Origin of the sequence: Pantoea sp. X85 (assembly GCF_029623675.1) — a bacterium.
Lineage (GTDB): Bacteria > Pseudomonadota > Gammaproteobacteria > Enterobacterales > Enterobacteriaceae > Pantoea > Pantoea leporis.
The window spans coordinates 3,350,324-3,370,394 of the sequence record NZ_CP121108.1 but is presented as its reverse complement, the minus strand read 5'-3'; the positions used below and the strand labels follow the sequence as shown (position 1 = coordinate 3,370,394).

The window sequence follows — 20,071 nt, the reverse complement described above, 5'->3', positions numbered from 1 at the left end:
GCAGCAATGCAAACTTTTGATGTGGCAATTGCCGGAGGCGGCATGGTGGGTTTGGCCGTCGCCTGCGGACTTCAAGGCAGCGGCTTACGCGTTGCCGTGCTGGAAAAAGCACCCGAGCCACAGTTTGATCCGGCGGCCAATGCGTCGATTCGCGTCTCCGCCATCAACGCTGCCAGTGAACGTCTGCTGCAAAAGCTCGATGTCTGGTCGAGCATTCTGGCGCTGCGCGCCAGCGCCTATCACGGCATGGAAGTGTGGGATCAGGACAGCTTTGGCTCAATCAGCTTTGATGACGAGCAGCAGGGTTTATCCCATCTTGGCCATATTATTGAAAACGAAGTGATTCATAGCGCGTTGTGGCAGCGTGCCAGTCAGAGCAGCGATATTACGCTGTTTGCCCCGGCGCAGCTGCAGCAAGTGGCGTTTGGCGACAACGAAGCCTTCATTACGTTGCAGGATGGCAGCATGATGAGCGCACGTTTGCTGGTGGCGGCCGACGGCGCCAATTCGTGGCTGCGCGATAAAGCGGATATCCCGCTGACTTTCTGGGATTACGAGCATCACGCGCTGGTGGCGAACATCCGCACCGATATGCCGCATGATGCGATTGCGCGTCAGGTGTTTCACGGCGACGGTATTCTGGCGTTCCTGCCGATGCAGGATCCACACTTATGCTCGATCGTCTGGTCGCTCGCGCCACAGGAAGCGGCACGCCTGCAATCGATGCCGGAAGCGCTATTTAATCAGCAGCTGTCGGTGGCGTTTGATATGCGTCTTGGCTTGTGTCAGGTCGAGAGTGAACGTAAAACCTTCCCGTTGACGGCACGTTATGCGCGTAACTTTGCCGCGCACCGTTTGGCGCTGGTCGGCGATGCCGCCCACACCATCCATCCGCTGGCCGGGCAGGGCGTAAATCTCGGCTTTATGGATGCGGCTGAATTAATTGGTGAAATTCGTCGATTGCATCAGGAAGGCAAAGACATTGGTCAGCATCTCTATCTGCGTCGCTATGAGCGCAGCCGCAAGCACAGTGCGGCGATGATGCTGGCGGGGATGCAGGGTTTTCGCGAGCTGTTTGCCGGCACCCATCCCGCGAAAAAGCTGCTGCGTGATGTTGGCCTCAAGCTCGCCGACACGTTACCTGGCGTTAAACCGCTGATGCTGAAACAGGCGATGGGGCTTAACGATCTACCCAGATGGATACGCTAATCATCTCAGCTAACGGCGCCCCATTGGGCGCCGTTTTTCTTTGCTGCACCCCAATGATGCAGCGATGCACCGCGATCGCGCCTCGTTTGATTTATTCTAATTTGACGCCTTAATTCGCATTAGATTAATTCATGTCACGGCCCTGCGCATGCCGGACCATTTCTTAATCCTGTGGCGTGTATTCCCTCAATTTGCTGCATGAAAGTAATTTAGTCGTATTTTGTGCGAGGCTAATCACAATAATGCAGTGATTTATGCTGGGCGCTGTTCGATGATTTGATGAAAGGTGGTAGTGTTTCGCCCTCGTTTTCCTCATAGTTAATTGCCACATTAGGTGATAACTTCAGCACAAAGAGAACGTTTGCGTCAGCCTCATTAGGCGACGCAGGCGCGTCACACTCACTTGTCTTCACAGGATGGTTATGACTCAGCAAACGCCTCTATTCGAACAGCATCAGGCAAGCGGTGCACGCATGGTGGACTTCCACGGTTGGATGATGCCGCTGCATTACGGCTCGCAAATGGATGAGCATCACGCGGTGCGTAACGATGCCGGCATGTTTGATGTTTCCCACATGACCATCGTCGATCTGCACGGCGCACGCACCCGCGAATTCCTGCGCTATCTGCTGGCAAACGATGTCGCCAAGCTGACCCAGCCGGGCAAAGCCCTGTATACCGGCATGTTGAATGCCTCTGCTGGCGTCATTGATGATTTGATTGTTTACTTTATGAGCGAAGATTTCTTCCGTCTGGTGGTGAACTCCGCTACGCGAGAGAAAGATTTAGCCTGGATTAAACAGCATGCGCAGCCGTTTGGCGTTGAGCTGACCGAACGTGACGATCTGGCGCTGATTGCGGTGCAAGGTCCAAACGCGCAGCAGAAAGCACAAACGCTGTTGAGCGCCGCTCAGCGTGATGCCGTTGCCGGCATGAAACCCTTCTTTGGCGTGCAGGCCGAAAACCTGTTTATCGCTACCACCGGCTACACCGGCGAAGCGGGTTATGAGATTGCCATGCCAGCGACTGAAGCCGCCGCTTTCTGGCAGCAGCTGTTGGCCGCAGGCGTTAAACCGGCTGGACTCGGTGCGCGTGACACGCTGCGTCTGGAAGCGGGCATGAACCTGTACGGTCAGGAGATGGATGAGGGCGTTTCGCCGCTCGCCGCCAATATGGGCTGGACCATCAGCTGGGAACCTGCCGATCGCGATTTCATTGGCCGTGATGCCCTGCAAGCGCAGCGCGAGCACGGAACCGAAAAGCTGGTTGGCCTGGTGATGACCGAAAAAGGGGTGCTGCGTAACGGGTTAACGGTGCGCTTCACCGATCAACAAGGTCAGCCGCAGCAAGGTATTATTACCAGTGGTTCCTTCTCACCAACCCTGGGTTACAGCATCGCGCTGGCGCGTGTGCCAGCCGGCATTGGTGAGCAGGCGATTGTGGAAATCCGCAACCGTGAAATGCCAGTGAAAGTCACCAAACCGATTTTTGTTCGCGCCGGTAAGCCGGTTGCCCAGTAATTTTTTTTCAGGAGAAATGGCCAATGAGCAATGTGCCAAATGAATTGAAATACCGCGATAGCCACGAATGGGTCCGTAAAGAAGCCGACGGCACCTTCACTGTGGGTATCACCGAACACGCACAGGAACTGCTGGGCGATATGGTGTTTGTCGATCTGCCAGACGTCGGTGCCACCTTCTCGGCCGGTGATGACTGCGCCGTTGCGGAGTCGGTAAAAGCGGCTTCAGACATCTACGCGCCACTGAGCGGTGAGATTGTGGCGGTGAACGACAATCTGGGCGATTCGCCAGAGCTTGTGAACAGCGCGCCGTACGCCGATGGTTGGCTGTTCCGCATCAAAGCCAGCGACGAATCAGAACTCGACGCGATGCTGGATGCCGATGCCTATAAAGCCGCAATCGACGAGTAACCGGTAGTGGCAGAAGGTGGCGCGCTGCGTCGCCTTCTTTTTTATCTGCCTGATTTAACGCCATTTTTGTAACCCAGCCCGATTCAGGATTTACTGCAAATGACCCAGACTCTCAGCCAGCTTGAACACAACGGTGCTTTCATTGAGCGCCACATCGGTCCTACGCCGGAACAACAGGCCTTAATGCTGGAAGCGATTGGTGCCAGTTCGCTCTCCTCATTGATCAGTTCTATTGTGCCTGCCGACATCCAACTGCCAGGCCCGCCTGCAGTAGGCATTGCGGCGACCGAGCAGCAAGCGCTGGCAGAGCTGAAAGCCATTGCCAGTCAGAACCAACGCTACAAATCCTGGATCGGCATGGGCTACAGCGCGGTGATCACGCCGCCCGTCATCCTGCGCAATATGCTGGAAAATCCAGGCTGGTACACCGCGTATACGCCGTATCAGCCAGAAGTGTCGCAGGGCCGTCTTGAGGCGCTGCTCAACTTCCAAACTCTGACGCTGGATCTGACCGGTCTGGACATCGCTTCCGCATCACTGCTGGACGAAGCGACCGCTGCTGCCGAAGCAATGGCGATGGCCAGGCGCGTTAGCAAACTGAAAAGCGCCACCAAATTCTTCATCGCCGATGACATCCATCCACAGACGCTGGATGTGGTGCGCACCCGCGCAGAAACCTTTGGTTTTGAACTGATTATTGATCGTGCTGACAAGGCGCTGGATCACGACGATCTGTTCGGCGTGTTGCTGCAACAGGTGGGTACGCACGGTGAAGTGCACGATTACCGCTCACTGATTGCCGAGCTGAAAAGCCGCAAAGTGGTGGTGAGTGTCGCCGCAGACTTCATGGCACTGGTGCAGTTAGAGGCGCCAGGCAAGCAGGGCGCAGATATCGTCTTTGGTTCTGCCCAGCGTTTCGGCGTGCCGATGGGTTACGGCGGACCACACGCCGCGTTCTTCGCCAGTCGCGACGAGCACAAACGCTCAATGCCTGGCCGCATCATTGGTGTATCACGCGATGCCGCCGGGAACACCGCGCTGCGTATGGCGATGCAAACCCGCGAGCAACACATTCGTCGTGAGAAAGCCAACTCCAACATCTGTACATCGCAGGTGCTGCTGGCGAACATCGCCGGTCTCTACGCGGTGTATCACGGTCCGGTTGGCCTGAAACGCATTGCCTCACGTATTCACCGTCTGACCAGCATTCTGGCCGCGGGCCTGCAAAACGGTGGCCTGAAGCTGCGCCACAACAGCTGGTTCGATACGCTGACGGTTGAAGTGGCCGATAAAGCGGCGGTGCTGAACCGCGCGCAAAGCTTCGGCGTCAACCTGCGCAGCGATATCCACAATGCAGTTGGTATTACGCTGGATGAAACCACCGCCCGTGAAGATGTGCTGGCGCTGTTCGCCATTCTGTTGGGCGATGCGCACGGTCAGGACATTGATGCGCTGGATGCCGCTGTTGCTGCGGAAAACAGTGCGATTCCGGCTGGTCAGGTGCGTGAAAGCGCCTTCCTGACGCACCCGGTGTTCAACCGTCATCACAGCGAAACTGAGATGATGCGCTACATGCACAGCCTGGAGAAAAAAGATTTGGCGCTTAACCAGGCGATGATCCCACTCGGTTCGTGCACCATGAAACTTAACGCCGCGGCGGAGATGATTCCAATCACCTGGCCGGAATTTGCCGAACTGCATCCATTCTGCCCGGCTGAGCAGGCGTCGGGTTATCTGCAGATGATTGGCCAGTTGTCGCAATGGCTGGTGCAGTTGACTGGCTACGATGCGCTGTGCATGCAGCCCAACTCAGGTGCGCAGGGCGAATACGCCGGCCTGCTGGCGATTCGTCGTTACCACGAAAGTCGTAACGAAGGCGGCCGTAATGTTTGCCTGATCCCGAGCTCGGCGCACGGCACCAATCCGGCATCGGCGCAGATGGCGGGCATGTCAGTTGTGGTGGTGGCGTGTGATAAACAAGGCAACATCGATCTTGGCGATCTGCGTGAGAAAGCCGCGCAGGTGGGTGAGCAGCTGTCGTGCATCATGGTGACCTATCCGTCAACACACGGCGTTTATGAAGAAACCATTCGCGAGGTGTGCCAGATCGTGCATCAGCACGGCGGCCAGGTGTATCTCGACGGCGCCAACATGAATGCGCAGGTCGGTATCACCACGCCAGGTTACATCGGCGCGGATGTATCGCACCTTAACCTGCACAAAACCTTCTGTATCCCGCACGGCGGTGGCGGTCCGGGTATGGGCCCAATCGGCGTGAAAGCGCATCTGGCACCGTTCGTGCCAGGTCACAGCGTGGTGCAAATTGATGGCGTGCTGACACAGCAGGGCGCGGTATCTGCCGCACCGTTTGGTAGCGCATCGATTTTGCCAATCAGCTGGATGTATATCCGTATGATGGGCGCAGAAGGTCTGAAGCAAGCGAGTTCGGTGGCGATCCTGAACGCCAACTACATTGCCAGCCGTCTGCAATCGGCCTATCCGATTCTGTATGCCGGCCGCGATGGCCGCGTGGCGCACGAATGTATTCTCGACATTCGTCCGCTGAAAGAGCAGACCGGTATCAGCGAGCTGGATATTGCTAAGCGTCTGATCGATTACGGTTTCCACGCACCAACGATGTCATTCCCGGTTGCGGGAACGCTGATGGTTGAACCCACGGAATCGGAAAGCAAAATCGAGCTGGATCGCTTTATCGATGCGATGCTGGCTATTCGCATGGAAATCGATCGCGTTGCCGATGGCGAATGGCCGCTGGAAGATAACCCGCTGGTGAACGCACCGCACACGCAGACAGAAATCGTCGGCGACTGGGCGCATCCGTATACCCGTGAGCTGGCCGTATTCCCGGCCGGTAGCGCCAATAAATACTGGCCGACGGTGAAACGTCTGGATGATGTATTTGGCGATCGCAATGTCTTTTGTTCGTGTGTACCAATGAGCGAATACCAATAATTTAGCCGTCATACTTTGAGCCACAGCGGCGTTGGCTGCGCTCATTCACCCCGGTCACTTACTGATGTAAGCTCCCGGGGATGAATGAACTTGCCGCCTTGCTGTATCTCAAATTATTTAGGCTAAAGTTGCGGGTGATATTTATGAAAGGGCCGATTGTTCGGCCCTTTTTTGTGGAGGCAAAAATGGATCTGGCTTTGATTACCGGCGGTAGCCGCGGCATTGGACGCGCAACCGCATTATTGCTGGCGCAGGCGGGTTATCGCGTGGCGATCAACTATCGTCATCGTGCAGCCGAAGCGGCAAGCGTGGTGGCAGAGATTGAAGCGCAGGGCGGCAGTGCGTTTGCGCTGCAGGCCGATATTGGCGATGAAGCGCAGGTCATACGTATGTTTGCCGAATTGGATCAGCAAAAGGGCGCGCTGCGAGTGCTGGTGAATAATGCCGGTATTTTGTTTACCCAATGTCGGGTGGAAGATCTGGATGCCGAACGTATTCAGCGCGTGTTCGCCACCAATGTCACCGGCACGTTCATCTGCTGTCGTGAGGCGGTAAAACGCATGGGCACGCATCATGGCGGCAAAGGGGGCGCCATCGTCAATGTGTCATCCGCTGCGTCACGTCTCGGTGCGCCAGGCGAATATGTGGATTACGCCGCCTCAAAAGGGGCGATGGATACGCTGACTAAAGGGTTGTCGCTGGAAGTGGCATCGCAAGGCATTCGCGTCAACAGCGTGCGTCCTGGCCTTATCTATACCGACATGCACGCCGATGGCGGCGAGCCGGGTCGAGTCGATCGCCTGGCGAGCGCATTGCCAATGGGACGCGGCGGCCAGGCAGAAGAGATTGCTGCAGCAATTGCCTGGCTAGCGAGCGATGCCGCGTCATACGTGACGGGCACCTTTATCGATGCGGCTGGCGGACGATAATCACCAAGCCGGTATCAATACCGACCCCATAAAACAGTATCCGTGCGGAGTGTCGCCATGCATGGCGACCGATTCATTCAAACCCTCGCCTGTCACACCCACTCACAGATTTATTTTAGCGTACATGTGTACTCTGAAAATTATCCCGGTTACTCTGGTTGCTCAGAAATAGCACACTCGCTTTTTCCGTTGTTCAGGAATCCCCTCATGGTACAAACCCCAGTTCTTGCCCAAGGCTACTCATTGGCCGAAGAGATCGCCAATAGTATCAGCCACGGAATCGGCTGCATTTTCGGCATCATTGGCCTGGTGTTGATGTTGACGCAAGCCGTTGAATCCCAAGCTAACGTTACCGCGATCACCAGTTACAGCCTGTACGGCGGCAGCATCATTCTGCTCTATCTCGCCTCAACGCTGTATCACGCCATTCCCCATCAAAAAGCCAAATACTGGCTGAAGAAATTTGACCACTGCGCTATTTATCTGTTGATTGCTGGCACTTACACGCCGTTCTTGCTGGTGGGGCTCAATTCGCCGCTGGCACAGGGCTTAATGGTGGTGATCTGGAGCCTGGCGCTGGCCGGTATCCTGTTTAAAATCGCCTTTGCCCACCGCTTTGAAGCGCTGTCGCTGGTGACCTATCTCGGTATGGGATGGTTGTCGCTGGTGGTGATTTATCAGCTGGCGATCAAACTGTCGCCGGGCGGGATTTGGCTGCTGGCTGCCGGTGGCATTGTCTATTCGCTAGGAGTGATATTCTACGTCTCGCGCCGTATTCCTTACAGTCACGCCATCTGGCACGGTTTTGTGCTCGGCGGCAGCGTGTTGCACTTCTGCGCGATTTATTTTTACGTGATGTAAGCTCAATCCAGGTCGCCGAAAATGGCGACCTTACGTGTTTAGTACGGACCCGGCCCGCAATTATTCGGTTAATGAATACGGCAGCGGCTGAATGGTCAATTTGCCACTTTCGTCGCCTTCCACGCGCAGTACGCTATCCGGCTCCAAATCATTATTCATCACCACCTGCACCCAAACGCTGCCGTCATCCAGCTGCACGCCGCTCAATACGGTGCCGGTGCGACGCCATTTATCGCCCATCTGCAGCTCCATCGAACCGCCAACCTCCGGCACTTTGCTGGCTTTACCTGCCAGCCAATAGAGTGCGCGTTTGTTCGCACCGCGGAATTTGGCGCGTGCCACCATCTCCTGGCCGGTGTAACACCCTTTTTTGAAGCTGATGGCATCCAGCGCCTGTAGGTTAGTGGCTTGTGGAATCAACTGCGCGCTGGTGGCGCTTTCAATCACCGGAATGCCCGCTTCGATATCCAGCGCCAGCCATTGCAGGCTGTCGTTGAACTGTGCTTCTCCCGCCAGTTTCTCTTTCAACGCATTCGCCTGTTCAGGCGTGGTCACCAGCAGGAAACGTTCGGCTGGCTGATCAAACCACAAAAGCGTGCTCTCACCTTGCTGTACTACCGGCGTTTCGGCATCCGGCAGTGTGCTGAATACGCCTGCCAGCGCGGCGCGCGCCTGGAAACCGGCAACGCCGAGCAGCACCGCTTCATCGTCAGCCACGATGGTGACTTTGGCGAACACCGCGTATTTCTTCAGTTCGGTAAGCTGCTGCTCACGCAGGTTGCGACGCACCACGTAAGCGTAACCTTCGCTGCGATGGAACAGACGAATGTTGCTCCACATTTTGCCTTTGGCATCGCAGTGCGCGGCGGGACGATGCTGCGTCTCGCCCATCGCCGCGACATCCAGCGTCAACTGACCTTGCAGATAAGACGTGCTGTCGTTGCCTTGCACCTTAACCAGCGCCCATTCGTCGAGCGAAATCAGGGTTAAAGGCAGGCGTGACGATGCAGCAGGCTGGCGAGGTGGAAGGGTAAAAATCGACATGTCTCTTTCCTGATTAATGAGGTAATAGGTTGCAATGGTAAAAGAGCAGTGCGGCTTTGCAACCTGTTTACTGAATATGGCGCACAAATCGCGTGATACCCATTGCAAACTGGGGGATGTAACGCCGAGGTATTGCACAGGGTTAAGCACAGCGCCTGCAGCGAGAAAAAAAAGCAGGTACACTGAGCCCCACTGTTTTTAGTCATGGAACCTGAGACATGGAAATTAACGACAAAGCCCGCGTCCAATGGGCATGCCGTCGCGGCATGCTGGAGCTGGATATGGCTATCATGCCGTTTTTCAAATTTGAATATGATTCGCTGGACGACACCGATAAGCAGGTTTTTATCGCGCTACTAAAGAGTGACGATCCCGATCTGTTCAACTGGTTGATGAATCACGGTGAACCGGTTGATCCCGAGTTCAAACGTATGGTGAAACTGATTCAGCAGCGCAACCGTGAACGCGGTCCGGTGGCAATGTGATCTGCGAGCGTCACGCAGTGCGCGCGCACTGAATGTGACGCTTTCTCTACTGTGCACCGGTTTGCTGCTGGCGCTGGAGTGGCCTGACGCGTGGGCGTGGAGCAAAGCGCCGGTGTTAGTGCTGCTGCTGGCGGAGTGCTGGCGTAACGAGCGTCGTCTGGTACAGCGCGTAGGTCATTTGGGGCTGGACGTGAAGGGCAATTGGCTGTGGCGCGGCGTGCGCTGGCGAGCGGAACGTAAGGCGGATTGGTTGCCGTATGGCGTTTTGCTGGTGCTGCGTAATCAGCAGGGAAAACGCTGGCGGCTATGGTTAATGCATGACAACCTGCCGCCCGGTGAATGGCGCACGCTGCGCGCCTGCTGTTTTCTAAGGGATGGTCAAACGCTGCCTTAAAGCAGCGCTGCGGTTTCCGTCAGAATCTGTTCGCACCACTGCTCAATGCGCTCATCGCTCTGTTCGAACTGGTTAACATCGTCGAGCGCCAAACCGACAAACTGCGTGCCATCGGCGGTCAGCGGTTTTTTGCTGGTGAACTCATAGCCTTCCAGCGGCCAGTAACCCACAAACTGCACGCCCATCGGCTGCAGCAGTTCGTGCAGCATGCCCAGCGCATCAAGGAACCATTCGGCGTATTCGCCCTGATCGCCCATGCCGTACAGCGCCACGATTTTTCCGCGCAAATTCAGCGCCGGAATCTGCGGCCAAATCGCTTCCCAATCTTCCTGTAACTCACCGAAATCCCACGTCGGAATGCCGAGGATCAGCAAATCGTACTGCTCCATCAGCGACGGATCGTCATCTTTCAAATTGTGCAGCGTGACTAATTCTTCACCGATAAAGTCGCGAATCTTCTCCGCCGTCATCTCGGTGTAACAGGTACTCGAACCATAAAACAAACCAATATTCATGCAATTAATGCTCTGTCTGAACCTGACTCGGGGGCAATTGTACCAGAAGCAGGCTACTTTCAGGCATAATGAGCACGATTTCACACGGGCGGAGAGTACAGTGCAGGACAGCGATCTGATCGAACAGTTTCTGGATGCGCTTTGGATTGAGCGTAATCTGGCGCAGAACACGCTCGCCTCTTACCGGCAGGATCTGCAAACGCTCACCGGCTGGCTGCATCACCACGATCGCACGCTATTAACGCTTGAAGCGATTGATTTGCAGCAGTTTCTTGCCGAACGCGTTGAGGGCGGCTACAAAGCCACCAGCTCGGCGCGCACCCTCAGCGCCATTCGCCGCTTGTGCCAATATCTCTATCGGGAAAAAGTGCGCAGCGACGATCCCAGCGCGCTGCTGTCGGCACCGAAACTGCCGCAGCGTCTGCCGAAAGATCTCAGTGAAAACCAGGTCGAACGCTTGCTACAGGCACCGAGCATTGATGTGCCGCTCGAACTGCGCGACAAGGCGATGCTGGAGCTGCTGTACGCCACCGGTTTACGCGTAACGGAGCTGGTGGGTTTGACCATCAGCGATATCAGCCTGCGTCAGGGCGTGGTGCGCGTGATCGGTAAAGGCAACAAAGAACGTCTTGTGCCGTTAGGTGAAGAAGCGGTTTACTGGATTGAATACTATATGGAACATGGTCGGCCGTGGCTGCTCAACGGGCAAACGCTGGACGTGATGTTTCCCAGTCAACGCGCGCAGCAAATGACGCGGCAGACCTTCTGGCATCGCATTAAACACTATGCGACCCTTGCCGGTATCGATAGCGAAAAGCTGTCGCCGCACGTGCTGCGCCACGCATTTGCCACACATTTACTGAACCACGGCGCCGATTTACGCGTCGTACAGATGTTGCTGGGCCACAGCGACCTCTCGACCACCCAAATTTATACGCACGTCGCCACTGAGCGCCTGCGTCTGTTACATCAACAGCATCATCCGCGCGCTTGAGATGCGGTAACAAGGATTTAAGATGAAAAAGCAGCTAACGATGCTGGCTCTGCTGGTCAGTGCATTCACTGGATTGGCGCATGCCGATGACAACGCTATTCAGCAAACGCTGAAAAAACTGGGATTGCAGCAGGCTGAAATCCAGCCGTCCCCGCTGCCGGGTATCAAAACGGTGCTGACCGAAAGCGGCGTGCTTTACGTCTCCGAAGACGGCAAGCACATGATTCAGGGCCCGCTATATGATGTCAGCGGCACCCAGCCGATCAACGTTACCAACCAGCTGCTGGACAAAAAAGTCACTGCGCTGGCGCCAGACATGATTGTCTATAAAGCGCCGAAAGAGCAGCACGTCATCACCGTGTTCACCGACATCACCTGCGGCTACTGCCGCAAGCTGCATGAGCAGATGGCCGACTACAACGCGCTCGGCATCACCGTGCGCTATCTGGCCTTCCCGCGTGAAGGTCTGAATGGTCAGGTAGAAAAAGCCATGCGCGCCATCTGGTGCAGCGCCGATCGTAACAAAGCTTTCGATGCAGCAATGAAAGGCGATGCGCCGCAGATGGATGCGCCAGCGACCTGCAAAATCAATATCGAGCAGCAGTACAAACTCGGCATCCTGTTTGGCATTCAGGGTACGCCAGCCATTCTCACGGATAGCGGCATGATGATTCCTGGCTATCAGGGACCGCAAGAGCTGAAGCAGGTGCTTGACGGCCAGAAGCGTGGCGGTTAACGCACAGTGATTCATTCTGTTGAATTGCGTCGGCGCGAAGCCGAGACCGAAGCCAGCTTACCCGCTGATTTGCCCCCTTTGCTGCGCCGCTTGTATCTGCAACGCGGCGTGAAAGAGGCGATGGAACTGGAGCGCGGCGCTAAACATCTGCTGCCGTGGCAAACGCTGGGCGGCATCGAAGCCGCCGTAACGTTGCTGCATCAGATGCTGCTGGCGGGCAAACGTATCGTGGTGGTGGGCGATTTCGATGCCGATGGCGCCACCAGCACCGCGTTAACCGTGCTGGCGCTGCGCAGCCTCGGCGGTAATGTGGATTATCTAGTGCCAAACCGTTTCGAAGATGGCTACGGTTTGAGTCCGGAAGTGGTCGAGCAGGCTAAAGCGCGCGGTGCGGAGATGATCCTCACCGTCGATAACGGCATCTCATCACATGCCGGAGTGGATACCGCGCATCAGCACGGCATTCCGGTGCTGGTTACCGATCACCACTTGCCGGGCGAAACCTTGCCCGCCGCCGAAGCGATTGTTAATCCGAACCTCAACGACAGCGAATTCCCCTCACGTTCGCTGGCGGGTGTTGGCGTGGCCTTCTATCTGATGCTGGCGCTGCGTGCGCACCTGCGTCAGCAAAACTGGTTTAGTGAGAGCCGAGCCGAGCCAAATCTGGCGGAGCTGCTGGATCTGGTGGCGCTGGGCACCGTGGCCGATGTGGTGCCGCTGGATGCCAACAACCGCATTCTGGTGTGGCAAGGTTTGAGCCGTATTCGCGCGGGCAAATGCCGTGCCGGGATTCGCGCGCTGCTGGAGATTGCCAACCGCGATGCGCGCCAACTCGCCGCCAGCGATCTCGGTTTTGCCGTGGGCCCGCGCCTGAATGCTGCCGGTCGTCTGGATGATATGTCAGTCGGCGTGGCGCTGCTGCTCACCGAAGATATTTCCCAGGCGCGCATGCTGGCGAATGAACTCGATGCGCTGAATCAGACGCGTAAAGAGATTGAGCAGGGCATGAAGAGCGAAGCGCTGGCGCTGTGCGATGAGCTGGAGCGTCAGCATACCGATCTGCCGCTTGGACTGGCGTTCTACCATCCCGAGTGGCATCAGGGCGTGGTGGGGATTCTGGCGTCGCGCCTGAAAGAGCGCTTCCATCGCCCGGTGATCGCTTTCGCCCCCGCCGGAGACGGCACGCTGAAAGGTTCGGGCCGCTCAATTGCGGGTTTGCATCTGCGCGATGCGCTGGAGCGTCTCGACACGCTGTTCCCAGGCTTAATGATCAAATTTGGTGGTCACGCCATGGCGGCCGGATTGTCACTGGAAACCGCGAAGTACGAGGAGTTCCGTGCGCGATTTGCCGCGTTGATTGATGAGTGGCTGGATGGCGAAGCGTTGCAGGGCGTGATTTGGTCGGACGGCGAACTGCATGCGCAGGAGTTTACCCTGCATACTGCCGAAATGCTGCGCGAGGCCGGTCCGTGGGGCCAGGCATTCCCGGAACCCGTGTTCGATGGCAAGTTCAAGCTGTTACAACAGCGGTTAGTGGGCGAGCGTCATTTGAAAGTGATGGTCGAGCCGCTCGGCGGCGGCCCGCTGTTGGATGGGATTGCCTTCAACGTGGATACCACGCTGTGGCCAGACAGCAGCGTGCGTCAGGTGCAGCTGGCCTACAAGCTGGATATCAACGAATACCGCGGCAATCGTTCGGTGCAATTGATCATCGATCACCTTTGGCCGATGTAGTTCACTACCAAAACGCGCAATGCATCGCGCCGCTACCTGTGCACGTATCCGTAGCGGCGCGATTTATCGCGCTCAGTTGACCGATTAAACGTTTATCAGAAACTCACATCCACACCGCCGCGCAGCACTTTTTCGTCACCGCGATCGGCGAAGTGCTGATCGGCGCGCAGGAACAGGCGCGCGCGTGACGTCTGCGCCACATCCAACCGCACACCTAACCACTGCGAACGGCGATCAAGCTGCATGCCGGGAATCGTGAAACGGTTCTGGTCATCGCCAAATCCGCCCCAGCGCGCGCTGACATCCATCGACGGATTGTTGAATGCGTACTGATATTCGCCATAAAGACTCAGCATGCTCCACAATCCAGCCGACCAATCCTGCCGTGCGCTGATACTCAAACCGCTATAACCGACGCTGCGTCGATAGCTGTCGCCGTCGCCGCTTAGACCAAACGCGCTGCCCTTATCCTCAAACGCACCGGTATCCAGCCCGGTTTCACGCCAGCCGAGATAGGGTTCGAGGCGATAATTCTCCTCAATTGTCCAGCGATAGCCGCTTTGCAGCGCCGCCTGCCAGCTGTTGCTGCTGGTGGTCGATGACACCGGCGAAGCTTCATCCAGCAACACCAGACGCTTTAACTCATCGCGACCATGTTGATAGCTGAGATTGCCCTGCAGATACCATGCTGGCGTCAAATCGTAGCGGCCATACAGCATCGCGCCTTGCAGGCGATTACGGCTGGTGCCGCCGCTTTGGTCGTAGGTTGAGTCGATCTGATTCTGCGTCCAGGCCACGCCCACACGCAGACCAGAAATACCCAAATCGCTATCCACGCCCAATGCGGTAAGCGTGTTGCGGTAATCGGTGCCGAGGTAGCCCGCCTGATCCAGTGAACCGCGCAGTTGACCGCTCTCCAGCCAGAAACCGTAACGATTGTCAGCGCTGGCATCGGCGATACGGTTACTCAACAGGCGGCTTTGATAATCCAGCGCGTTAAACAGTACCGCGTTGCTGGAAGCGTGCGCCTGACCGGAAAGTGAATTGATGGCGGCCTGCGCACTGCGGGCATCTGCCAGCGACTGAAACGCTCCTGCTGCGCCCAGCGCTGACTGCTGCGCACTGCTCAGTGAACCCTGTTGCTGCCAGCTGTCCGCTACGCTAAACGCCTGCTCCAGATTCGCGGCCGTTTGCTGAGTGCTGGCGCTGTTCATGCCCAGCGCTGCCGCTACTGCTGCGGTATTTTTACGCGTCAGCTGGCCAGTGACGCTGTTAGCGTTGTAGCTGACCGAACCATCAAGAAACACGCCAGTATTGACCTGGCTGAACTGACCGCTAACACCCGCATCGCTGGTCAGCAGCGTTTCCTGCTGTTTCACCACATAAGTTGATGAGGGGGGCGCGAGGTTCATCGTGCCGTCCAGCGTCGAGTGGCCCGCTACACGCAGCGGGCTGTTTAACGCGATATTGAGCACGCCATTACTGCGTTGCTGGTAATCGCCTTGCACCTGCAAACCGCCGTTGACCGTTCCCTGATTGAGTAAGCTGCCGCCAATCACACCGCTGCCACCTAAAGTGCCACTGCCGCTGACGTTGGCACTGCCAGCAATCGCACCCTCAATCAGCAACGTATTGGCGGCAACGCTGGTCTGGCCGAGGTAACTGTTGTTAGCGGTTAACCGTAGCACGCCGCCATTATTGGCGCCGTCGAGTATCAGGCCACGATCGCCGCTGATGGCATTCGAGAAGACATAGCTACCCGCATCCAGGCTGGCGTGAAAATCATTGGCCCAGAACATTGCCGGACCGTTGAGCGCTTTCGCCTGGTTGAGGTCGCCCCAGCCGAAGGTGTTGTTGTAAGGCCGCCCGTTGGCGCTATCCGCAGCGCCTGCGTAAGCATCACTGCGATAAGTGGCGGTGGTCAGCAACGTTTGCTGCAGGTTGTAGCCGCTCATCCACGGAAAGCGCTGCAACACTTGCGAAGCGGCCGCAGCGGCGCGCGGCGCGGCAAACGAGGTGCCGTAGCTGCGCGCATTCACCCAGGTACCATCGGCGTTCTGAAAGCGATAATCGGTGTATCCCGGTGCGCTCAGGCACCATGCCGCGGCGTTACCACAGGCATCAAACGGCCCGGTTAACGCCGCGCGGTTCGCCGTGTCGTATGAGGTGCTGTCCATCACGCCGGTAACGGCCAGCATATTCTTTTGCAACGCGCTGTCCTGATAAATCAGCGGCAGCTGCGCGTTAGGGGACGGTGTTGCAGTGCCGCCATTGCCGGTGATCACCACCGCCAAACCGTTAGCGGCCGCAATCTCACGCATGCTTTGCACCAGCACCTGATAGTGCGGCTGCGCATCGGATAGCGCCTGTGCGGAGGTTAAGCGCTCGTTGGAGGCATACGACATATTGAAAACCCGCACGCCCTGGCTCAGCAGGCCGCTCACCGCACGGGCGGTATCGTCGTATTGAAAGATATTGTTCTGCGATGCCTGCGCCACATACAGTGTGCTGCCCGGCGACAGGCCTAATAACGTCAGCGCCACCACGGTGCCGTGACCGTTAATGCCCTGATTATCATTCAAACTACTGCCGCCGCCGACGTAGCTGGTGAACTGCACGTTGGCGTAATTGATTTCACTGCGATCGGGCGATAACCCTGAATCAATAATGCCGACTTTGCTGGCATTGCCTGAAGCGCTGGGCTGAGCTGGCGTGGGTGTCTCAGGGGTGCCGGTGGTGGGCGAGGTTGCCGCGCTACCGCCACCTCCGCCGCCGCCACCGCCTCCGCAGGCGGTAAGTAACAAAGGCATTAACAAGGCAAGCAGGCGCGGTGAAGTGCGCAAACCGGGAATAAACATCGATACTCCTTCATGTCTCTCAGGACATGTTGTGCCCGCTCACGTTTACGGGCGCTGATTACTGTGTCATTCCCTGTCGAAGCTGCGCATTCCTGGCGATCGTGGTGACAAACGGTCTGGACGTCAGTGATGTCCATCGGGGGGATAGTCACTGAGCAAAATGATAAAAGGGCGCTAATAAATCGATAGGCTGAATATCAGCTGCTTAATGGCGTTATTTGAGACGTGTCTGCTTTCTTGCAGGAAATTTCTCACAAGACAATTCTTAATGATTTATCGTTATAAATCATGATCTTTAATGACGTCATCTGGCGCCAATTGCCTAATTTTTGCAGGAAAACTCCTAAGAAGGTTCTGAAGGCGAGGTATTTGCGGGGGTGTTTGGGAAAGCGTAGCGGGTAAAGCTTTCCAGAAGGATAAGAACTTTTTTTCTTACGGCGGAGGCGCGCTCACTCAGGCGGCGTGCAATGCTACAAAGTGCGCACACTTTCGGGTAAACTAGCGCGTTAGTTTTTATCTCCTTTCACCGAATCGTCAAAAAAGACTGAAAAGCCATGTTTGAAATTAATCCGGTCAAAAATCGTATCCAGGACCTCAGTGAGCGCAGCGACGTTCTTCGGGGGTATCTTTGACTACGATGCCAAGAAAGAACGCCTCGAAGAAGTAAACGCCGAGCTGGAGCAGCCTGACGTCTGGAACGAACCTGAGCGCGCGCAAGCGCTGGGTAAAGAACGTGCTTCACTGGAAGCGGTAGTGGAAACCTTAGATCACATGACGCAAGGCCTGGAAGATGTGCAGGGCCTGCTGGATCTGGCGGTGGAAGCTGACGACGAAGAGACTTTCAACGAAGCGGTTGCCGAGCTTGATGCACTGGAAGTGAAGCTGGGCGAACTGGAATTCCGTCGTATGTTCTCTGGCGAATATGACAGCGCCGACTGCTACATGGACATTCAGGCCGGTTCCGGCGGCACTGAAGCGCAGGATTGGGCCAGCATGCTGCTGCGCATGTATCTGCGCTGGGCGGAAGCCAAAGGCTATAAAACCGAAATTATTGAAGAGTCAGACGGTGAAGTGGCCGGAACCAAATCCGCCACCATTAAAATCATCGGCGACTACGCGTTTGGCTGGCTGCGTACCGAAACCGGCGTTCATCGCCTGGTGCGTAAGAGCCCGTTCGATTCCGGCGGCCGTCGTCACACCTCATTCAGTTCGGTGTTTATCTACCCGGAAGTGGATGACAACATCGATATCGATATCAATCCTGCCGATCTGCGTATCGACGTTTACCGCGCCTCCGGTGCGGGTGGCCAGCACGTAAACAAAACCGAGTCTGCGGTGCGTATTACCCACTTGCCGACCAACATTGTGGTGCAGTGCCAAAACGACCGTTCACAGCACAAGAACAAAGATCAGGCCTTCAAGCAGTTACGCGCCAAGCTGTACGAATATGAGATGCAGAAGAAAAACGCGGATAAGCAGGCAGCGGAAGATAACAAATCTGATATCGGCTGGGGCAGCCAGATCCGTTCTTATGTTCTCGACGATTCACGCATCAAGGATCTGCGTACCAACGTAGAAACCCGCAACACCCAAGCGGTGCTGGATGGCGATATCGATCGTTTTATTGAAGCAAGTTTAAAAGCAGGGCTATAAGGAACCGACATGTCTGAACAACAACCGCAGAGCGCTGATGCCGCCCTTGAGTTAAACAACGAACTGAAAGCGCGTCGCGAAAAACTCAGCGCGCTGCGTGAAAAAGGCGTGGCGTTTCCTAACGATTTCCGCCGCGATACCACGTCCGATGTGCTGCACGCCAGCTATGACGCGAAAGAGAATGAAGAGCTGGAAGCGCTGGGCGTTGAAGTGAGCGTGGCCGGTCGTATGATGACGCGCCGCATCATGGGTAAAGCGTCATTCGCGACCCTGCAGGATGTCGGCGGCCAGATTCAGATCTACGTCTCACGCGACGATCTGCCAGAAGGCGTCTACAACGAGGAGTTCAAGAAATGGGATCTCGGCGATATCCTCGGTGCGCGCGGTAAGCTGTTCAAAACCAAAACCGGTGAGCTGTCGATCCACATCACTGAGCTGCGTCTGCTGACCAAAGCGCTGCGTCCGCTGCCGGACAAATTCCACGGCCTGGCCGATCAGGAAACCCGTTATCGTCAGCGTTATCTCGATCTGATCTCCAACGACGATTCGCGCAAAACCTTTAAAATTCGCTCACAAATCATGGCTGGCATTCGTCAGTTCATGGTTAACCGCGACTTTATGGAAGTGGAAACCCCGATGATGCAGGTGATTCCGGGCGGCGCATCTGCGCGTCCGTTCATCACCCATCATAATGCGCTCGATATCGATATGTACCTGCGTATTGCGCCAGAGCTGTATCTGAAGCGTCTGGTGGTTGGCGGTTTTGATCGCGTGTTCGAGATCAACCGTAACTTCCGTAACGAAGGGATTTCGCCACGCCATAACCCAGAGTTCACCATGATGGAACTCTATATGGCGTATGCGGATTACAAAGATCTGATCGAACTGACCGAAAGCCTGTTCCGTACGCTGGCGCAGGATGTGCTGGGCACCACGGAAGTGCCGTATGGCGATCACAGCTTCGATTTCGGTAAGCCGTTCGAGAAGCTCACCATGCGTGAAGCGATCAAGAAATACCGTCCGGAAACTGACCTGAGCGATCTGGAAGACTTTGATAAAGCGGTAGCGATTGCCCAATCACTGCACATCAAAGTTGAGAAGAGCTGGGGCCTGGGCCGCGTCGTTACAGAGATCTTCGAAGAGACCGCTGAAGCGCACCTGATTCAGCCAACCTTCATCACCGAATACCCGGCTGAAGTATCACCGCTGGCGCGTCGTAACGACGAGAACCCGGAAATCACCGACCGCTTTGAGTTCTTCATCGGCGGCCGCGAAATCGGTAACGGCTTCTCAGAGCTCAACGATGCAGAAGATCAGGCTGAGCGTTTCCTGCAGCAGGTGAATGCGAAAGAGTCTGGCGATGACGAAGCGATGTTCTACGACGAAGACTACGTCACCGCGCTGGAGCACGGCCTGCCGCCAACCGCTGGTTTGGGTATTGGTATCGACCGTATGGTGATGCTGTTCACCAATAGCCACACCATCCGCGACGTGATCCTGTTCCCGGCACTGCGCCCGACCGGTAAGTAGTATTTCGCCGCAGTCCCCCATCCCGGTCCGTGCTGGCTGTCCCCCTCCTCGGTCCTCCCCCATAAATGGGGGAGGAAGATGCTGCAAAATGTGACTTCTGAAGCTGCATGTGGCAGCGTCTCCTTCCCCCGCTAGCGGGGGAAGGCCGGGATGGGGGACAGCCAGCACATTCCCCCCAACACAAAATTCCTGATGACAACCCGGCACGCTCTGTGCAGGATGGTTT

General features: G+C 56.4%; 16 protein-coding genes. 13 read left to right on the top strand and 3 right to left on the bottom strand.

Going from position 1 to position 20,071, the window contains the following annotated elements; all coding sequences use genetic code 11:
* Positions 1-6 precede the first annotated feature (6 nt).
* From ubiI to P6287_RS15670, 6 genes are all read left to right on the top strand, one after another.
* Positions 7-1,209, top strand: a complete 1,203-nt coding sequence (gene ubiI, locus P6287_RS15695; protein ID WP_101761951.1) for an FAD-dependent 2-octaprenylphenol hydroxylase — start codon at positions 7-9, stop codon at positions 1,207-1,209.
* A 422-nt stretch (positions 1,210-1,631) separates the two neighbouring features.
* Positions 1,632-2,729 (top strand): glycine cleavage system aminomethyltransferase GcvT, encoded by a 1,098-nt coding sequence (gene gcvT, locus P6287_RS15690; RefSeq protein ID WP_192412046.1) that lies wholly within the window; start codon positions 1,632-1,634, stop codon positions 2,727-2,729.
* Positions 2,730-2,752: 23 nt separating this feature from the next.
* A complete protein-coding gene (gcvH, locus tag P6287_RS15685; RefSeq protein WP_101761953.1) occupies positions 2,753-3,139 on the top strand; it encodes a glycine cleavage system protein GcvH in 387 nt (128 codons plus the stop codon).
* A 99-nt stretch (positions 3,140-3,238) separates the two neighbouring features.
* Positions 3,239-6,112 carry an aminomethyl-transferring glycine dehydrogenase gene (gcvP, locus tag P6287_RS15680; protein ID WP_277974050.1) on the top strand — a complete coding sequence of 958 codons (2,874 nt, stop codon included), beginning with the start codon at positions 3,239-3,241 and terminating at the stop codon, positions 6,110-6,112.
* 185 nt (positions 6,113-6,297) lie between these two features.
* Positions 6,298-7,041: an SDR family oxidoreductase gene (locus P6287_RS15675; RefSeq protein WP_277974049.1), complete on the top strand. Its 744-nt coding sequence runs from the start codon at positions 6,298-6,300 to the stop codon at positions 7,039-7,041.
* A 207-nt stretch (positions 7,042-7,248) separates the two neighbouring features.
* Entirely contained in the window at positions 7,249-7,902 is a 654-nt protein-coding gene (locus tag P6287_RS15670) for a hemolysin III family protein (protein WP_101761956.1), read from the top strand.
* Between the two features lie 60 nt (positions 7,903-7,962).
* Here P6287_RS15670 and ygfZ read toward each other — a convergent pair whose 3' ends face one another.
* Positions 7,963-8,946, bottom strand: a complete 984-nt coding sequence (gene ygfZ / locus P6287_RS15665; protein WP_101761957.1) for a tRNA-modifying protein YgfZ — start codon at positions 8,944-8,946, stop codon at positions 7,963-7,965.
* Between the two features lie 218 nt (positions 8,947-9,164).
* Here ygfZ and sdhE point away from each other — a divergent pair, with 218 nt between their 5' ends.
* Positions 9,165-9,431 (top strand): FAD assembly factor SdhE, encoded by a 267-nt coding sequence (gene sdhE / locus P6287_RS15660; protein ID WP_192412043.1) that lies wholly within the window; start codon positions 9,165-9,167, stop codon positions 9,429-9,431.
* Between the two features lie 34 nt (positions 9,432-9,465).
* Positions 9,466-9,825, top strand: coding sequence for a protein YgfX (locus P6287_RS15655; protein ID WP_271461227.1), 360 nt, complete (start codon positions 9,466-9,468; stop codon positions 9,823-9,825).
* On the opposite strand, the gene fldB is transcribed toward P6287_RS15655, so the two are convergent.
* On the bottom strand, positions 9,822-10,340 hold the full coding sequence (gene fldB / locus P6287_RS15650; RefSeq protein ID WP_101761960.1) for a flavodoxin FldB: 519 nt from the start codon (positions 10,338-10,340) through the stop codon (positions 9,822-9,824). The two genes, P6287_RS15655 and fldB, sit on opposite strands and share 4 nt — an antisense overlap.
* Before the next feature lie 100 nt (positions 10,341-10,440).
* Between fldB and xerD the strand changes: the two genes are divergently transcribed.
* From xerD to recJ, 3 genes are read left to right on the top strand one after another with little or no spacing between them, the layout of a single operon-like run.
* Complete coding sequence (gene xerD, locus P6287_RS15645) at positions 10,441-11,334, top strand: site-specific tyrosine recombinase XerD (RefSeq protein ID WP_277974048.1); 894 nt, start codon at positions 10,441-10,443, stop codon at positions 11,332-11,334.
* A 22-nt stretch (positions 11,335-11,356) separates the two neighbouring features.
* The gene (gene dsbC / locus P6287_RS15640) at positions 11,357-12,070 is read left to right on the top strand and encodes a bifunctional protein-disulfide isomerase/oxidoreductase DsbC (protein WP_101761962.1); all 714 of its coding nucleotides are present in this window, start codon (positions 11,357-11,359) and stop codon (positions 12,068-12,070) included.
* A gap of 6 nt (positions 12,071-12,076) precedes the next feature.
* Entirely contained in the window at positions 12,077-13,804 is a 1,728-nt protein-coding gene (recJ, locus tag P6287_RS15635) for a single-stranded-DNA-specific exonuclease RecJ (RefSeq protein WP_277974047.1), read from the top strand.
* A 95-nt stretch (positions 13,805-13,899) separates the two neighbouring features.
* On the opposite strand, the gene P6287_RS15630 is transcribed toward recJ, so the two are convergent.
* Positions 13,900-16,662: an autotransporter domain-containing protein gene (locus tag P6287_RS15630; protein WP_277974046.1), complete on the bottom strand. Its 2,763-nt coding sequence runs from the start codon at positions 16,660-16,662 to the stop codon at positions 13,900-13,902.
* A 554-nt stretch (positions 16,663-17,216) separates the two neighbouring features.
* Between P6287_RS15630 and prfB the strand changes: the two genes are divergently transcribed.
* Positions 17,217-18,315, top strand: a protein-coding gene (gene prfB / locus P6287_RS15625) for a peptide chain release factor 2 (RefSeq protein WP_277974045.1) whose coding sequence is annotated in 2 segments (ribosomal slippage) — positions 17,217-17,291 and positions 17,293-18,315 — 1,098 coding nt in all. Because the reading frame shifts where the segments join, the coding sequence is not laid out codon by codon here.
* Positions 18,316-18,324: 9 nt separating this feature from the next.
* On the top strand, positions 18,325-19,845 hold the full coding sequence (gene lysS, locus P6287_RS15620; RefSeq protein WP_277974044.1) for a lysine--tRNA ligase: 1,521 nt from the start codon (positions 18,325-18,327) through the stop codon (positions 19,843-19,845).
* The last annotated feature ends 226 nt before the right edge of the window (positions 19,846-20,071 follow it).